Source organism: Mumia quercus, from assembly GCF_025506335.1.
Classification (GTDB): domain Bacteria; phylum Actinomycetota; class Actinomycetes; order Propionibacteriales; family Nocardioidaceae; genus Mumia; species Mumia quercus.
On record NZ_JANZYO010000001.1, the window covers coordinates 455,491 to 469,562 of the forward strand.

General features: G+C 71.9%; 16 protein-coding genes. 8 read left to right on the plus strand and 8 right to left on the minus strand.

Going from position 1 to position 14,072, the window contains the following annotated elements:
- Window positions 1–101 precede the first annotated feature (101 nt).
- The gene (locus NYZ95_RS02150; RefSeq protein ID WP_262848228.1) at window positions 102–872 is read left to right on the plus strand and encodes a cyclase family protein; all 771 of its coding nucleotides are present in this window, start codon (window positions 102–104) and stop codon (window positions 870–872) included.
- Window positions 872–2,509, plus strand: coding sequence for a thiamine pyrophosphate-binding protein (locus tag NYZ95_RS02155; protein WP_262848230.1), 1,638 nt, complete (start codon window positions 872–874; stop codon window positions 2,507–2,509). The genes NYZ95_RS02150 and NYZ95_RS02155 overlap by 1 nt, the downstream gene beginning before the upstream one ends.
- Before the next feature lie 15 nt (window positions 2,510–2,524).
- Here NYZ95_RS02155 and NYZ95_RS02160 read toward each other — a convergent pair whose 3' ends face one another.
- Window positions 2,525–3,460, minus strand: coding sequence for a CDP-glycerol glycerophosphotransferase family protein (locus NYZ95_RS02160; protein ID WP_262848232.1), 936 nt, complete (start codon window positions 3,458–3,460; stop codon window positions 2,525–2,527).
- A 147-nt stretch (window positions 3,461–3,607) separates the two neighbouring features.
- Here NYZ95_RS02160 and NYZ95_RS02165 point away from each other — a divergent pair, with 147 nt between their 5' ends.
- Both NYZ95_RS02165 and NYZ95_RS02170 read left to right on the plus strand, forming a co-directional pair.
- Window positions 3,608–5,410, plus strand: a complete 1,803-nt coding sequence (locus tag NYZ95_RS02165) for an acyl-CoA dehydrogenase (protein ID WP_262848234.1) — start codon at window positions 3,608–3,610, stop codon at window positions 5,408–5,410.
- Window positions 5,411–5,427: 17 nt separating this feature from the next.
- Entirely contained in the window at window positions 5,428–6,447 is a 1,020-nt protein-coding gene (locus tag NYZ95_RS02170) for a P1 family peptidase (protein ID WP_262848236.1), read from the plus strand.
- Between the two features lie 13 nt (window positions 6,448–6,460).
- Here the strand turns inward: NYZ95_RS02170 and NYZ95_RS02175 are convergent, their stop codons facing one another.
- The 3 genes from NYZ95_RS02175 to NYZ95_RS02185 are packed head-to-tail and all read right to left on the minus strand — an operon-like array spanning window position 6,461 to window position 8,246.
- Window positions 6,461–7,366: an SDR family oxidoreductase gene (locus tag NYZ95_RS02175; protein ID WP_262848238.1), complete on the minus strand. Its 906-nt coding sequence runs from the start codon at window positions 7,364–7,366 to the stop codon at window positions 6,461–6,463.
- Between the two features lie 53 nt (window positions 7,367–7,419).
- Window positions 7,420–7,782, minus strand: a complete 363-nt coding sequence (locus NYZ95_RS02180) for a hypothetical protein (protein WP_262848240.1) — start codon at window positions 7,780–7,782, stop codon at window positions 7,420–7,422.
- The gene (locus tag NYZ95_RS02185) at window positions 7,779–8,246 is read right to left on the minus strand and encodes a MarR family winged helix-turn-helix transcriptional regulator (protein ID WP_262848242.1); all 468 of its coding nucleotides are present in this window, start codon (window positions 8,244–8,246) and stop codon (window positions 7,779–7,781) included. Before NYZ95_RS02185 ends, NYZ95_RS02180 begins: the two co-directional genes overlap by 4 nt.
- Window positions 8,247–8,361: 115 nt before the next feature.
- Here NYZ95_RS02185 and NYZ95_RS02190 point away from each other — a divergent pair, with 115 nt between their 5' ends.
- From NYZ95_RS02190 to NYZ95_RS02205, 4 genes are read left to right on the plus strand one after another with little or no spacing between them, the layout of a single operon-like run.
- Window positions 8,362–9,297: a coiled-coil domain-containing protein gene (locus NYZ95_RS02190; protein WP_262848244.1), complete on the plus strand. Its 936-nt coding sequence runs from the start codon at window positions 8,362–8,364 to the stop codon at window positions 9,295–9,297.
- A 14-nt stretch (window positions 9,298–9,311) separates the two neighbouring features.
- Window positions 9,312–9,473, plus strand: a complete 162-nt coding sequence (locus NYZ95_RS02195; RefSeq protein WP_262848245.1) for a hypothetical protein — start codon at window positions 9,312–9,314, stop codon at window positions 9,471–9,473.
- A complete protein-coding gene (locus tag NYZ95_RS02200; RefSeq protein WP_262848247.1) occupies window positions 9,470–9,631 on the plus strand; it encodes a hypothetical protein in 162 nt (53 codons plus the stop codon). The genes NYZ95_RS02195 and NYZ95_RS02200 overlap by 4 nt, the downstream gene beginning before the upstream one ends.
- Window positions 9,603–9,911, plus strand: a complete 309-nt coding sequence (locus NYZ95_RS02205) for a hypothetical protein (protein WP_262848249.1) — start codon at window positions 9,603–9,605, stop codon at window positions 9,909–9,911. The genes NYZ95_RS02200 and NYZ95_RS02205 overlap by 29 nt, the downstream gene beginning before the upstream one ends.
- A 4-nt stretch (window positions 9,912–9,915) precedes the next feature.
- Here NYZ95_RS02205 and NYZ95_RS02210 read toward each other — a convergent pair whose 3' ends face one another.
- From NYZ95_RS02210 to NYZ95_RS02225, 4 genes are read right to left on the minus strand one after another with little or no spacing between them, the layout of a single operon-like run.
- The gene (locus tag NYZ95_RS02210; RefSeq protein WP_262848251.1) at window positions 9,916–11,259 is read right to left on the minus strand and encodes an anaerobic C4-dicarboxylate transporter family protein; all 1,344 of its coding nucleotides are present in this window, start codon (window positions 11,257–11,259) and stop codon (window positions 9,916–9,918) included.
- Window positions 11,260–11,304: 45 nt separating this feature from the next.
- Complete coding sequence (locus NYZ95_RS02215) at window positions 11,305–12,639, minus strand: M20/M25/M40 family metallo-hydrolase (protein WP_262848253.1); 1,335 nt, start codon at window positions 12,637–12,639, stop codon at window positions 11,305–11,307.
- A gap of 44 nt (window positions 12,640–12,683) precedes the next feature.
- Entirely contained in the window at window positions 12,684–13,517 is an 834-nt protein-coding gene (locus NYZ95_RS02220; RefSeq protein WP_262848255.1) for a helical backbone metal receptor, read from the minus strand.
- The gene (locus tag NYZ95_RS02225) at window positions 13,495–14,010 is read right to left on the minus strand and encodes a hypothetical protein (RefSeq protein ID WP_262848257.1); all 516 of its coding nucleotides are present in this window, start codon (window positions 14,008–14,010) and stop codon (window positions 13,495–13,497) included. The genes NYZ95_RS02220 and NYZ95_RS02225 overlap by 23 nt, the downstream gene beginning before the upstream one ends.
- Window positions 14,011–14,072 lie beyond the last annotated feature (62 nt).

Below are 14,072 nucleotides of genomic sequence, written 5' to 3' on the forward strand. Positions count from 1 at the left end.
TCGCGTGGTGTCACAGTGTGCTGGGCCCAGGGGTCAGCCACGGATTAAGGTGCTCCCACGCGTCGTACGCCGTCCCCGCCCTCTGAGCCTCCTGGAGCACCATGTCCGTCCTGACCGCCCTGACCCAGGCCCTCACCTCTGGCTCCGTCGAGGTCGTCGACCTCACCGCGCCGCTGTCGAGCGAGACCCCGCTGCTCGAGCTGCCGCCGGAGCTCGGGCAGACCCAGCGTTTCGAGCTGGAGGAGATCAGCCGGTACGACGACCGCGGCCCGGCGTGGTACTGGAACAACTTCCGCACCGGCGAGCACACCGGCACCCACTTCGACGCCCCGAACCACTGGGTGACCGGCAAGGATCTCGCCGACATCGACTCGGTGCCGGTCTCGGCCTTCGTCGCCCCCGCCGTCGTGCTGGACGTGACGCAGGAGGTCGCGAAGGACCCGGGCTTCCTCATCGAGCGCCAGCACCTGGACGCGTTCCAGGCCGAGCACGGCGCGTTCCCGGAGGGTGGCTGGCTGCTCTGCCGGACCGGGTGGTCGGCGCGGGTGACGCAGGAGGACATGGTCAACAACACCGAGACCGGCCCCACCAGCCCCGGGATGTCGGCGGAGTGCGCCCGCTGGGTGGCCGAGGAGTCGCCCCTGCAGGGCATCGGCGTCGAGACGGTCGGGACGGACGCGGGTGCCGCGCACTCCTTCGACCCGGCGTTCCCGTGCCACTCGTTCCTGCTCGGCGCCGGCAAGTACGGGCTGGCGCAGCTGCAGAACCTCGACCGGCTCCCTGCGACCGGTGCGGTCGTGGTGGCGTCGCCGCTGCGGATCGTGGGCGGTTCCGGCTCGCCGGCACGCGTGCTGGCCCTCGTGGAGCGCTGATGCAGGTCGCCGAGGCGGTCGGCCGCGTCCTCGTCGCGTCAGGCATCGACCACGTCTTCGGCGTCGTGGGATCGGGCAACTTCCACGTCACCAACGCGATGGTCGCGGCCGGTGCGCGGTTCGTCGCGGCGCGCCACGAGGGCGGCGCCGCCACGATGGCCGACGCCTACGCCCGTACCGGCGGCGGGGTCGCTGCACTGAGCGTGCACCAGGGGTGCGGGCTGACGAACGCGATGACCGGCATCGCCGAGGCGGCGAAGAGCCGTACGCCGCTGGTGGTGCTGGCGGCCGAGGTCACCCAGCCGCGGTCCAACTTCTTCGTCGACCAGGACGCGCTCGCCCGCGCGGTCGGTGCGGTGCCGGCACGGCTGACGTCGGCGGCGACGGCCGTGGCCGAGGCGCGGGCGGCGGTGGACCTCGCCCGGCAGGGGCGCCGGACCGTGCTGCTCAACATGCCCTTGGAAGTGCAGGCCGCGCTGGCCGAGGAGGTCACCGACGCCGCTGCCCCGCCCGCGGCACCCCAGCCGGAGGCGGGAGACCCGACGGTCCTGCTGGACGCTTTGCAGCGCGCCGAGCGCCCGGTCTTCGTCGCCGGTCGTGGAGCGCGCGGCGCCGGGCCCGACCTCGTCCGGCTCGCCGACGCCACCGGCGCGCTGCTCGCCACGTCCGCCGTGGCGCGCGGGCTGTTCGTCGGCAACCCGTGGTCGCTGGACGTGTCAGGCGGCTTCTCGTCGCCGCTGACCGCCGAGCTGATCGCCGGTGCCGACCTCGTCGTCGGATGGGGCTGCGCCCTCAACATGTGGACGATGCGGCACGGTCGGTTGATCAGCCCGGAGGCGCAGGTCGTCCAGGTCGACGACGACCCCGACGCGATCGGGGCGCACCGGCCCGAGGCCGTCGGCGTCGTCGGTGACGTCGGTGCCACCGCGCGTGCGGTGCTGGCTGCGCTGGACGGCACGCGCGAGGGCTACCGCAGCCCGGGCCTGCGCGCCCGCCTCGCCTCGGAAGGGCGCTGGCGCGACGTCCCGTACGAGGACGGGAGCACGGTCACCGACGAGGGAGCTCCCGACCGCATCGATCCCCGGACGCTCACGATCGCGCTCGACGACCTCCTGCCCGCCGAGCGCGTCGTCGGTGTGGACTCGGGCAACTTCATGGGCTTCCCGAGCGCGTTCCTGGCGGTCCCCGACGAGCGCGGGTTCTGCTTCACGCAGGCGTTCCAGTCGATCGGTCTCGGACTCGCCACGACCATCGGCGCCGCGCTCGCGCAGCCGTCGCGACTTCCGGTCGCCGCGCTCGGTGACGGCGGCGCGCTGATGGGTGCCGCCGAGCTCGAGACCGTCGTACGCCTGGGTCTGCCGATGGTCGTCGTGGTGTACGACGACGAGGCGTACGGGGCTGAGGTGCACCACTTCGGCCCGTCGGGCCACGCGCTCGACACCGTGACGTTCCCGCCTGCCGACCTTGCGGCGATCGGACGTGGCTACGGCTTCGACGCGGTGACCGTACGAGGCCGCGACGACGTCGCCGCCGTACGGGAGTGGCTCGCCGGACCGCGCGAGCGACCGCTCCTGGTCGACGCGAAGATCACCAGCGCGGCGTCGTGGTGGCTGGAGGAGGCGTTCCGCGGGCACTGAGGTGCCCGCGCCGCCTCAGCCGTTGCGCTCGCGGTCGAGCCGCAGCAGCAGGTCGGCGATGCGCTTGCCGCTGGTGCCGCGGTAGCGGGGGTCGAGGTAGTCGTCGAGGAACTTCCCGAGCTGTGGGCCGGGCTCGCGGCGCTCGTGGATCATCGCGACGAGCTCGTCGAAGCTGTCCGCGTGCAGCCCCAGCCGCTCGGTGTAGATGGTGTTCTCCGCCGCGCGCCGGTGCGCGCGCGTGAGCGCCTCCCCGTTGATCCAGTAGGGGAAGATGACCTGCTTGCCGAGCGCCCAGGCCTCGTACACCATCGTGCCGAAGTCGGAGATGACGACGTCGGCGTCGATGAGCTGGTCGGTCGTGGGGCGCTTGCTGTTGCCCACGCCGCGGTTGCGCGGGTGCTCGGACACCTCGACGTCGAAGTGCTCGCGCAACGGCTCGAGGTACTCCTGGAACGCAGGGAAGCTCGAGATCGTGAACTGCTCCTCGCCCTTCTTCACGAAGTCGTGGGTGGGCGCCCACAGGACGCGCGGGCGTCGCCGGCCGCGACGGCGCAGGCGGGCACGCAGCTGGCGCTCGCGCGCGAGCAGCAGGTCCAGCCGCGGCCATCCCACCGAGTGGACGTGGTCGGCATCGAGGGTGAGCGCCCTCGACCTGGTGACGCGCCGCTGGAGCATCGGGCCGGGAACGAGGACGTCCGTACGGTGGCCCGCGGTCAGTGCACGCCCACCGTCGTCGGTCTTGCGCCAGAGGTAGTTCTTGTCGGCGACACCGTGCGACATGAGCACGTCGGAGTCGAGGTTGATGAAGAGCGAGAAGTTGAGCGCGCCCGGCACGTAGTCGCGGCCCGCCGAGCTCCACGACCGTCGCGGGAGGTGGCGAGCGATCGTCGCCCAGATCTGGTGGTGGACACCGTGGTAGGCGGTGCCGCTGGGGTCGACGACGTTGATCACGGACGGACCTTTCGGCTGGGCATCCGCGCCAGTATGGAGGACCCGAACCCTCTGCCGGGCCAGAACCCGCCAGAAGGTCCCCACCCCCGTTGATTCGGTCACAGTGCGCGAATTCCTCCGGGCTAAGCAAGCGCTTAGTATTGCCTCATGGAGTCCCCCCGCCTGATGTCGCGCCGTGACCTCGACTTCCTGCTCTACGAATGGCTCGACGTCGAGGCCCTCACGTCCCGGGAGCGGTACGCGGACCACGACCGCACGACCTTCGACGGCGTCCTCGACCTCTCGGAGCGGCTGGCCGCCGAGAAGTTTGCCCCGCTCGCCGCCGCGCTCGACGTCGACGAGCCCCGCATCGGCGACGACGGCAGGGTGGTGCTGCTGCCGGAGGTCGCCGACGCGCTGGCGGCCTACACCGAGGCCGGACTCCCCGGCATGTCGTTCGACGTCGCGCACGGGGGCATCCAGCTCCCCTTCACGGTGCAGCGGGCGGCCTCGATGTTCTTCCAGGCGGCGAGCGTGGCGGCGCACGCGTACCCGTCGCTGGCTGCGGGCAACGCCCACCTGCTCCTCGCCCACGGCAGCCCGGAGCAGATCGAGACCTACGCCAGGCCGGTCGTCGAAGGACGGTGGTACGGCACGATGTGCCTGTCGGAGCCCCAGGCGGGCTCGTCGCTCGTCGACGTCGCGACGCGCGCCGTACGCAAGGACGACGGCTCGTACCGGCTGACCGGCACCAAGATGTGGATCTCCGCGGGCGACCACGAGCTCGGCGAGAACATCGTGCACCTCGTCCTCGCCAAGACGCCCGGCGCGCCGGCGGGCGTCCACGGGTTGTCGTTGTTCGTCGTGCCCAAGTACCTCCCCGACACGGAGGGTGCACCGGGGGAGCGCAACGACGTGGCGCTCGTCGGCCTCAACCACAAGATGGGCTTCCGAGGCACGACCAACACGCTGCTGAACTTCGGCGAGGGCTTCGCGACCCCGGGAGGCCTGCCGGGTGCGGTCGGGTTCCTCGTCGGCGAGGAGCACCGCGGCCTCTCGTACATGTTCACGATGATGAACGAGGCGCGCATCGGTGTCGGCGCGGGCGCGGTCGCGCTCGGCTACGCCGGCTACCTGGAGGCGCTCCACTACGCCAAGACCCGTACGCAGGGCAGGCGGCTGGATGCGAAGGACCCGTCGGCGCCGCCGGTCGCGATCGTCGAGCACCCCGACGTACGGCGGATGCTGCTCGCGCAGAAGGCGTACGTGGAGGGCGGCACGGCGCTCGTCCTCTCCTGCGCCCACCTCGTCGACGAGAAAGCGAGCGCGCCCGATCCGGAGGACCGCGAGCGCGCGGCACGGCTGCTCGAGGTGCTCACGCCGATCGCCAAGGCGTGGCCGTCGCGGTGGTGCCTCACGGCCAACGACCTGGCGATCCAGGTGCACGGGGGCTACGGGTACACGCGCGACTACCCGGTCGAACGTCTCTACCGCGACAACCGCCTGAACCCGATCCACGAGGGCACGCAGGGCATCCAGGGCCTGGACCTGCTCGGTCGCAAGGTGGTCGCCGACGGGGGTGCCGGCCTCGCGCTGCTCGCCGAGACCCTCGGCACCACGATCGCCGCCGGGCGCCAGGCGGGAGGCGAGACCGCCGTGCACGCCGAGGCCCTCGAGGCGGTGCTCGCCCGCCTCGTGGAGGTCACGCGGATCACGTGGGCCGACGGTGACCCTGCGGTGGCGCTGGCGAACGCGACCGCCTACCTGGACGCCGCCGGCCACGTCGTCGTCGCCTGGCTGTGGCTCGAGCAGGAGCTGGCCGCCGCGGGGCGCGAGGGCGCGTTCTACGACGGCAAGCGGCTCGCGGCACGCTACTTCTTCACGTACGAGCTCCCGACGGTCGCGCCGCTGCTCGACCTCGTCGCGGCCCGCGACCGTACGACGCTCGACCTGGACGTCGCCGCGCTGTGACGCGGTAGCGTCGGCGCGTGCGTGTCGACGAGCTGCCTCTTGCCCTCGGTCCGTACGCGCGCGGGGCGGCCAACGCGATCACCGACGTCCCGGGCGTCCGCGTCGGGCACTCCACCGTCGTCGAGAGGGACCTCCGCACCGGGGTGACGGCCGTGGTGCCCGACGCGCTGGGTGCCCAGCGCCGCTGGCTCCCCGCAGGCCTGTTCGTCGGCAACGGCTTCGGCAAGCTCGTCGGTGCGACGCAGGTCGACGAGCTCGGCGCGATCGAGACCCCGGTGCTGCTCACCAGCACGCTGTCGGCGTTCCGGGTGGCCGACGCGCTGGTGGGTCACGTGCTGTCGTGGCCCGGCTACGAGGACGTGACGACGCTCAACCCGGTGGTCGGCGAGACGAACGACGGGTTCCTGTCCGACATCCGCGCCCGCGCCCTCGGCGCCGAGCACGTTGCACAGGCCTTGGCGTCCGCCGACGTCGGCAACGTCGACGAGGGGTGCGTGGGTGCAGGCACAGGGACGACGGCGCTCGGCTACAAGGGCGGGATCGGCACCTCGTCGCGGCGCGTCGTCGTGGGCGGCGCGGACGCGACCGTCGGTGCACTGGTGCAGTCCAACTTCGGAGGCGTGCTGACCGTGGCCGGTGTGCCGATGCCAGCCGAAGAGCTGCTCGGTCACGCGGGCGTCGAGACGACCGGCAACTCCTGCATGGTCGTCGTCGCCACCGACGCCGCCGTGGACGCGCGCCAACTCGGCCGCGTCGCGCGCCGCGCCGTGTTCGCGATGGCCCGCGTCGGTGCACGGTTCGCCCACGGCAGCGGTGACTACGCGCTCGCGTTCAGCGTCGCCGAGGGCGGTGTGCCGGTCGACGACGCGGCACTCGACCCGCTGTTCGGCGCGACCATGGACGCGGTCGAGGAAGCGCTGCTCAACTCGGTGCTGACGGCCACGACGACGCGCGGGTTCCGCGGCGGCGTCGCGCACGCGGTCCCCGCCGACGCCGTACGGCGCCGCCTGCGTGACGCCGGGCTCCTCGGCCGCTGACCGTACGGAGAGGTCAGAAGACCGGCTTGCCTCCGGTCACGCCGATGACCGCGCCCGTCACGAAGCTGGCGTCGCGCGGGGACGCGAGGAAGACGAACGCCGGTGCGACCTCGGCGGGCTGCCCTGCGCGGCCGAGCGGCGTGTCCTTGCCGAAGGCCTCGATCTTCTCCTCCGGCTGCGTCGCCGGCTGGAGCGGCGTCCAGATCGGGCCGGGCGCGACGGCGTTCACGCGGATGCCCTCGGGCCCGAGCATCGCCGCGAGGTTGGCGGTGACGTTGTTGATCGCGGCCTTCGTGGCGGCGTAGTCGAGCAGCGTCGGCGACGGGTCGTACGCCTGGATCGACGTGCAGTTGATGACGCTCGACCCGCGCCGCATCAGCGGCACGGCGGCCTGCGTGATCCAGAACAGCGCGTAGAGGTTCGTCCGCAGCACCCGGTCGAGACGCTCGGGCGAGATCGACGAGAGGCCGTCGCCGCGCGCCATCTGGTAGCCGGCGTTGTTGACCAGCACGTCCAGCCCGCCGAGCTCGGAGACGACCTGCGACGGGAGCGACTGCGCCGTACGACGGTCGGTGATGTCGCCGGGAAGCAGTGCGACCTTGCGCCCTTCACGTTCGACCCAGGAGGCGGTGTCCTCGGCGTCGGCCTGCTCCTCGGGCAGGTACGAGAGGGCGACATCGGCGCCTTCGCGGGCGTACGCGATGGCGACCGCGCGCCCGATGCCGGAGTCGCCTCCGGTGATCAGGGCCCGCAGTCCGGCCAGGCGGCCTGACCCCTCGTACGACTCCTCGCCGTGGTCCGGGACGGGCGACATGGCGGAGGTGGTGCCTGGCGGCTCCTGCTGCTGACGGTCGAAGGCTCCGGACTCGTTGAGCAGCTGCTCGGCGTTGCGGGCGACGTCGGACTCGATGTTGGTCATGGCGTGCCCGTACCCGGTCGGCCACCGGACATGCGGGCGGTGACCGTCTCCGGTCAGCGCACGAGCAGGGTCACGAGCGCGGCCACGGTCGGCAGCGCCGCGACGAGGATCCACACCGGCGACCAGAGCGAGCGCTTGAGGATGAGCCGGACTCCGGCGTACGTGATCACCGTGATCACGCCTGCCATCAGGGTGAGCGCGATGGCGTCGCCGTGCCGGCCCTGCCCGTCGAGGACGAAGGCGAGGCCGATGCAGCCGAAGATCCCGTGCACGGTGATCGCGAAGAACCCGATCGCAGCGACGCGTCGTTGGACCTTGCGCAGCGCGGCGAGCTCGGCCTCGTGCTGCTCGCGGGTCTTGCGCGGGCGCGCCGGGGTCGGCGTCTGCGTCGGGGCGGGGGTCGGGCGGTCGGTCATGCAGGGCTCCTGGTGGGGACAGGGTCGGTCGCCTTCTGGGCGGAGGAGATGAGGCGGTGGAGGAAGGCGTTCGCCTCGAGGAGCTCGCTCGCCGTCATCCCGAGCCGCTCGAGCATCGTGACAGGGACCTCGAGCGCACGGGCCCGCAGGTCGTGGCCTGCGTCGGTGAGGGAGATCGTGAGCGTCCGCTCGTCGCTCGCGGAGCGTTCACGCAGGACCAGCCCGAGTGCCTCCAACCGTTTCACGAGCGGCGAGGCGGTGGCCGGTTCGAGGTGGAGAGCGGCGCTGAGGTCCTTCAGCGACTGGCCGTCGTTCTCCCACAGGGAGAGCATGACGAGGTACTGAGGGTGGCTCAGACCCAGCGGCTCGAGCACCGGGCGGTAGGCGGCCACGACGCTGCGGGCCGCAACCGCGAGCGCGAAGCAGACCTGGTGCTCGAGGGCGAGCGGGTCGTCGATGTCCATGACATTCAGTGTACTAACGATTAGCCCGCTAACTGATTTCAGGTGGCGTGATCGGCATGAAACCGGGACAAAGGGGTAACGGGCGGGGGACCCAGCACCGAGGGGGAGGGCAACGATGTCCAACCAAGGAACGATGCGGCGCGCGTCACGACGCATGGCCGGAGGGTTGAAGGACCTTCCGCGCAATGCCGCGTGGCTCGTCTCCAAGGCCGTGAACGTCAACGGTGTCCAGGACGGTGCGACGCAGGCGGCGTCGCAGTCCAAGGACGGCGTCATCGACCAGGTACGCCGTGCGACCGCCGCCGTCGCCGACCGCGTGCCGGGGATCGACTCCATCGAGACGCGCCTCGCCCGTGCGCATGCCGCAGTCGAGCGTGCCCGCGCCGAGGAGCAGGAGGCACTCGCTCACGCGCAGGAGGCCAAGCAGCGCGCCGACGAGGCCCGCGCGGCCGAGACCGAGGGGCGCGAGCGCCTGCGCGCGGCGCAGAAGGAGGCGCACGACCACGTCGAGCAGCGCGTACGTGAAGCGCGCCGCCGTGCCGACGAGCAGGTCGAGGCCGAGCGCCGCGAGGCTGACGCGGAGGCGCAGGCACGCCTCGAGGACGTCCGCAGCGACGTCGAACGCACCGTCGAGAAGCGGCGCGCCGCGGCCGACGAGGCAGCGCGGGACGCGCAGGAGCGCATCGACTCCGCGCACGCCGCGATGAGCGAGGCACGCCAGCTCGCAGACGACGCGACCAAGGCCGCCGACGAGGCCGCACGCAAGGCGCGCGAGGAGGCCGACCGCCTCGTGGCGAAGGCTGAGGAGCAGGCTGGCGAGGCCGACGCGACGAGGCAGCGTGCCGTCGCTGCCCGCGAGGCCGTGACCAAGAGCGCGGCGCAGGCCGTGCGGGCTGAGCAGAAGCAGGAGAACAACACGACCAGCCTCTCGCGCCGCACGAAGGCCGAGCTCGTCGACATGGCGCAGTCTCTCGGGGTCCCTGACACGTCCCAGAAGAACAAGACCCAGCTCGTGAACGCGATCCGGCGCGCCTCGCGCAGCCGAGCCTGAACGGAGTGATCGACGTGAAGCTCTTCCATCGGAAGTCGCCCTGGGAGCGGGCCCTCGACCGGCTGCCCGGAGGCAGCGCCCTGCGGGGCGGCGCGCTGACGGCAGCCGGACTGATCGGGCTCTCTGCGGCCAGTGCCGCCGTGAGCGCGCTCCGCGACAAGCAGCGTTCGTCGTGAGGCTCCGGACCCTCGCCGTCTTCGGCATCGGTTACGTGCTGGGGACGCGAGCAGGCCACGAGAGGTATGAGCAGCTCGTCGCCGCGGCGAAGCGGGCCGGCAAGCGGCTCGAGGATTACGGCGATCCCGATGGTCCGGGCCGCTCGTCGTCCCAGTGACTCCCCGACGCTCGCCGAGGGGGCCGTCGTCAGGGCGCACGTCGTGGCGCGGCTCCTCGGCGTCCGACTGCTGAAGCTCGAGGCGACGATCCTGCTCGCGCCACCCCCGGGCGGCTCCGCGCTCGACGAGCCGATCTTGGGTACGGCGCTGCGCGACGCAACTCCGCTCACGCCGCTGAGCTCCCCGGTGGTGGTCACCGGGGAGTCCGACGGGGGTCTGCCTCAGGCGCAGCGACTGCTCGCCGAGGCGCGCGCGGCCCTGCGCGCCGCCCGGCGCTGAGGCGTCAGACGAAGATCCTCGAGATCAGCAGCGCCGTCGGCACCGCGACCGCGGCCATCACCAGCGTCGGCAGGATGAACGAGTGGTTGACGACGTACTTGCCGATCTTCGTCGAGCCCGTCTGGTCGATCTCGACCGCCGCGAGCTGTGAGCCGTTCGCCGGCAGCGTCATCACGCCGCCCATCGCGGGGAGGTACGCGGCGAGCGTCGCCACCGGGACTCCCAGGCTCAGGCCCAGCGGGATCATCGTGTTGACCGAGGCGGACTGGCTGGTCGTCGCCGCCGCCACGAGGAAGAGCCCGATGGCGAGGAACCACGGCGCCTCCTTCGCGAGGTCGGTGAGCCCGCCGATCACCGTGTCCTCGTTGCCGGTGATGAAGGTGTTCGCGAGCCACGCGATGCCGAGCAGGGCGATGATCGCGGTCAGGCCCGACTTCGTCAGCGGCGCGTCCAGGACGGCGCCGGGCTTGACCTTGCCGACGAGCATCACGGCGAGCGCCACGACGAGCATGACCATGATCAGCAAGGTCGTGAGCGAGAGCGTCTCGGTCTTGCCGTCCACCTCGTACGTCGGCAGCAGCTCGTCGAACGCGCCCAGCAGCACGACGACCAGCACGCCGGCGAAGAAGACCCCCGCTGCGCGCTTCGCCGAGACCGGGACGTCAGCGCCCGTCTCCGTGCCGGTCTCGGCCGCCGGCGGGTGGATCATCCCCGCGGCGAGACGCCGCTGGAACTCTGGGTCGTCCTTGAGGTCGGGCCCGACCCGGCTCTGGATCAGCGCGGCGACGAGGGTGCCGAGCAGGACCGCCGGGAAGGTGATGAGCAGGATCTCGCCGAGGCTCAGGGCACCGTCCTCGTTGCCTGTGAGGCCGACGAAGGCGGCCATCGCCGCCGCCACCGGGCTCGCGGCCAGGGCGAAGCCGGACACGGCGACCGACGTCGCGAGCGGGCGCTCCGGCCGGATGCCGCGCTCGTAGGAGACCTCGTAGATCACCGGGAGCAGCGGGAAGATGATGTTGCCCGTCCCCGACCCGGCACAGAACGCGAAGGTGATCAGCGGCGCCAGGTAGTTCACGAGCTTCGGGCGAGAGCGGATCACCTTCTCCGCGAGGTGCACGAGGTAGTCGATGCCGCCGGCCGCCTGCATCGCCGACGCCGCGGTGATGACGGCGATGATGACGAGGATCGCGTCGCTCGGGATGCTTCCCGGTGGTGCTCCGAAGACGAAGACCAGCAGGAGGACGCCGACGGCGCCCCACAGGCCCAGACCGACGCCGCCGAGCCGGACGCCCATGTAGATGGCGCCGACGACGACGAGCGCCTGGAGGATCAGGAGGAAGGTGTCCACGCGCGTGCCTTTCGAACGCCGGACGCGGCTGCGACCGGTGGGGGACTACTGGGCGAGGCTTGCGATGAGAAGGGCCTGGGCGAGCGCCATGTTCTCGATCTCGGAGGGATCCACGGACTCGTTCGGCCCGTGGATGTTGGCCCGCGCCGCGTCCTGCGCCCCGATGAGGACGAAGTCGGCCTCGGGGGCCACGTCGCGCAGCGTGTCGAGCAGCGGGATCGAGCCGCCGGAGCCGACGGTCTCGACCTCTCGTCCGTACGCGGTGGCGAGGGCCTCGCGCATGAGACCGAACGCACGCCCGTCGGTGGGCTGCGAGAAGGGCGGGCTGACCTTGTCCTCGTGCACGTCGACCTGCACGTGCCACGGCGCCACCGCGCGCAGGTGAGCCATGAGCTTCTCGATGGCGTCGTGCGGGTCCTGTCCCGGCGGGATGCGCATCGCGACCACGGCACGTGCCGTCGGCTGCAGGACGTTCGACGCTTTGTCGACAGGGACGGCATCCATGCCGAGCACGCTGATCGACGGCTTCGCCCAGAGGCGGGAGGCGATCGAGCCGGTGCCGACGAGGTCGACACCGTCGAGCACGCCGGCGTTGGCGCGCAGCATCTCCTCCGAGTAGTCGGCTCCCTCCCAGGCGCCGGACGCGATGCCCTCGACGAGACACGTGCCGTCGTCGTCGATCAGGGTCGCCAGCATCTTGATGAGCGCCATCTGGGCGTCCGGCGCCGCGCCGCCGAACAACCCCGAGTGCACCGGCTGAGCGAGGGTCCTTACCTCGACCACGGCCTTCACGTGGCCGCGCAGCCCGGTGCTGAGGACCGGCTCGCCGACAGCGAGGTTGCCCATGTCGGCGACCACCATCACGTCGGCCTGCACCTCGTCGGGGTTCGCCTCGACCCAGCCCTCGAGATGGCTGATCGTCTCTTCCTCGCCTTCGACGACGAGGCGTACGCCGACCGGCGGCTTGCCGTCGAAGGCGGCCAGCGTCGCGAGGTGGATCGCGATGCCCGACTTGTCGTCCGCCGCGCCGCGCCCGAAGAGTCGTCCGTCGCGCCACGTGGGGGTGAAGGGCTCGGTTTCCCAGCCCTGCTCCTTCGGGGCAGGCTGGACGTCGTAGTGCGCGTAGAGGAGCACGGTGGGCCGGCCGTCGGGCGCAGGAAGGTGCGCGGTGACCGCGGGGTACCCCCCGGGCACCTCGGTGATCTCGGCCGGGACTCCGTAGCGCCCGAAGGCGTCGGCGACGTACTGCGCCATCGCGTTCACGGGATCAGCGGGGAACCCGGGGAACGCGCACGAGGGGAGGGCCACCATCGCTTCGAGGTCTTCCCTGATCTGCGGCATCAGCCCCGCGACCTTGGGGCGAAGCGTGGAATCGTCCATGGGGCGAAGGTAGTGCGGCGTCGCCGGTTCGGCGCGCCGAGTTGTCACCCCTGCCGGGTGATTTGTGGCCCCTCCGGCGCCGCCCCGGACACGAGCTCTGAGAGGCGTCGACGCGCCTCTCGGAGCGACGGGCCGTACCAGGTGAGCAGCCGGCCCGAGACCAGCGCCGTACGGACGTGGGCGAAGGCCTCCGGGCCGTCGCCCGCGGTGAACACGTACGGCTCGTCGGGCAGCAGCACGAGGTCGAGGTCGGGGCTGTCGAGATCTGCGAGGTCGACGTGGGGGTAGCGGTCCTCGGCGCCGGCGTACGCGTGCTCGAGGCCCAGCCGGCGCAGCAGGTCGCCGGTGAAGGTGTCACGTCCGACGACCATCCACGGGTCGCGCCAGACGGCGACGGCGGTCCTTGGGCGACGGGCGTCGGTCGCAGGTGGTGTCGCCCAGGCCGACTCGGCCTCCTCCAGCCAGCCGGGCACGCCCCAGCCGAGAGCGACGTCGAACAGGCGTCGCATCGACGTGAACGCCTCGTCGACCGACTGGATGCGCGTCACCCAGACCGGTACGCCGGCCTCACGCAGCCGCTGCACGTCGAGGGCGCGGTTCTCCTCCTGGTTGGCGACCACGAGGTCGGGCGCCAACGCGACGATCACGCGGGTGTCCGGGTTCTTCGTCCCGCGCACCCGCACGACGTCGAGGTCTGCGGGGTGGGTGCACCACTCGGTGGCCCCGACGAGCGCAGCGCGCCGCGTGGTCGCGATCGCCTCGGTGAGCGAGGGGACCAGCGACACCACGCGGCGCGCTGCAGCAGTCGTCGCGACCTCGGCTCCGAGGTCGTCGTGGACCGGGGGGAGCGACGGATCAGCGCTGATGCCGGCCGTCATCTCGAGGGGTGTCCCCCTCGACGTCGTCGCGACGGACGTCGTAGGTCTCCGTGACCTCGACCGTCTCGTCGACGTCACGACCACGGTTGGGCTCCGCCGTGTCACGAGGACCCTGGCGGTCGGATGCGTCGTCGGCCAGACGGGTGTCGTGGCGACCGTCGGGGTCGAGGCGGTCAGCCTTCGCGAGCTGCTCGTCGACCTCGGAGCGGGTGCGCTGGGCGTGGTCCTGGTGCTCACGCGCCTCCCTCTCGCGACGCTCGGCCTCGACCTTCGCCTGCTCGGCGTCGGCGCGGGCCCGAGCGGCCTCGGCCTCGCGCTGGCTGGCCTCCAGACGGGTGTCCTCGGCCTGCTGGCGCAGCGCGTTCGCCTTCTCCCGACGTTGTGCAGCAGCACGTGCCCGGCTCTGGCGCATGGCGGCGAAGACCGCGAGCGCAATCAGTGCGAGCACCACGACGGCGATGATGACCCACACCCACCACGGGATGTCGTTCATGTCGGACTCCTCGTATGCCTGGCCGCTCGGGGGTGCGGCCGTACGTGTCCGGAGCGGTACCC